Raw genomic sequence first — 1547 nt, 5'->3', positions numbered from 1 at the left:
AATTACCCACAAGTCTGGCGTCTCAGCGGTCCACGGAATGATCGAGATTCCCGTTATTCCTCGCGAGAGGACTCTGCCAACGGGAACGGATGACAAAGTTTGTGCGGATTGATGGAGCCAGCAAGCCATCCGACAATGGGTCGTGGATAGCCGGCGAGGTCGCCGGCTGCGACTTCCGCGACGCGCGACTGGGCAAGAGATTGAGCAGCCTGCTTCATAGACTCGGGGGCAACATCGGAGGCACGATTCCGTTCGCATGCCAGGACTGGGCTAACACCAAGGCTGCCTACCGGTTTCTGTCCAACGATGATGTTGACGAGCATGCCATTCTTTCTGGGCACTTCCAGGCCACGCGTGATCGGGCCCAGGCGAGCTGCGGCCCATTGCTCATCCTTCAGGACACCACGGAGTTCTCCTACAAGAGGGACAAGCCGGAATTGATTGGCTTCAAGGGGGTGACTCACAGCCGACGCGACGAAGCGGGCCGTCCCCAACCGCACACTACCTGCGGCATCTTGATGCACTCGAGCCTCGTCGTGACGGCACAGGGGCTGCCGCTAGGCCTGTGCGCGATCAAGTTCTGGAGCCGTCAGAAGTTCAAAGGCACCAGCGTGCTGAAACGCAAGATCAACCCGACGCGTGTTCCGATTGAAGAGAAGGAAAGCGTCAAGTGGCTGCTGAACCTGCGCCAGTCGAACGCCTTGATCGACGAGCCCGAGCGCTGCGTGCATATTTGTGATCGCGAGAGCGACATCTACGAGTTGTTCTGCCTGGCCGATGAGCTCGGAACTCGCTTCCTGGTGCGAACCTGCGTCGACCGGCTGGCTGGCGATGGCGGTCACACGATCGCTGACGAAATGGCCGATGTTCGCGTGCGGAGTTTGCATCGCGTCGAGTTCCGCGACGAGCGGGGTCAGCCTTGTCAAGCCACCCTGGAGATCCGATACCGGCGCATTGGAGTGCTTCCGCCCATCGGCAAGCAGAAGCTGTATCCACCGCTTGAGTTAACGGTACTCCATGCGCAAGAGCGTGAAGCGCCAGCCGGTCGTGCCCCGCTGCAGTGGAAGCTCATCACAAACCTGCCGGTGTATTCCAAGGCCGAGGCCATCGAGAAAATCGACTGGTACGCCATGCGCTGGAAGATCGAGACCTTCCACAAAATCCTGAAGTCGGGTTGCCGAGCCGAGGACTCCCGACTGCGAACAGCCGACCGCCTGACCAATCTGATCGCGATCTACTGCATCCTGAGTTGGCGCATCTTCTGGTTGACGATGCTCAACCGCGCCGATCCGGACACCAGTCCGAGCGAAGCGTTCACCGACGTCGAGATCGCGGTGCTGGATCAGCTGTCACCGACGTCGACTGTCCCGGAGTTCTTGCCTCGGACGCTGTCGCACTACACCATCGAGTTAGCCAAGCTCGGTGGCTACCTCGCGCGCAAAGGCGACCCTCCGCCCGGCAACATCGTCATGTGGCGCGGGCTCACACGTCTAACTGACATCGTCCTCGGGATGCAACTCGGGGCGAAAGTTGTGGGTAATTGAAAG

At 60.1% G+C, this 1547-nt stretch carries 1 protein-coding gene; it reads left to right on the top strand.

Going from position 1 to position 1547, the window contains the following annotated elements; translation table 11 throughout:
* Positions 1-89: 89 nt before the first annotated feature.
* Positions 90-1544, top strand: coding sequence for an IS4 family transposase (locus ACSFBF_RS36000; protein ID WP_435463000.1), 1455 nt, complete (start codon positions 90-92; stop codon positions 1542-1544).
* The last annotated feature ends 3 nt before the right edge of the window (positions 1545-1547 follow it).

Origin of the sequence: Variovorax nivicola (assembly GCF_051216475.1) — a bacterium.
Taxonomy (GTDB): Bacteria; Pseudomonadota; Gammaproteobacteria; order Burkholderiales; family Burkholderiaceae_C; genus Variovorax.
Note: the sequence above shows the minus strand (reverse complement) of the source record. Positions and strands in the feature narration are given on the sequence as shown.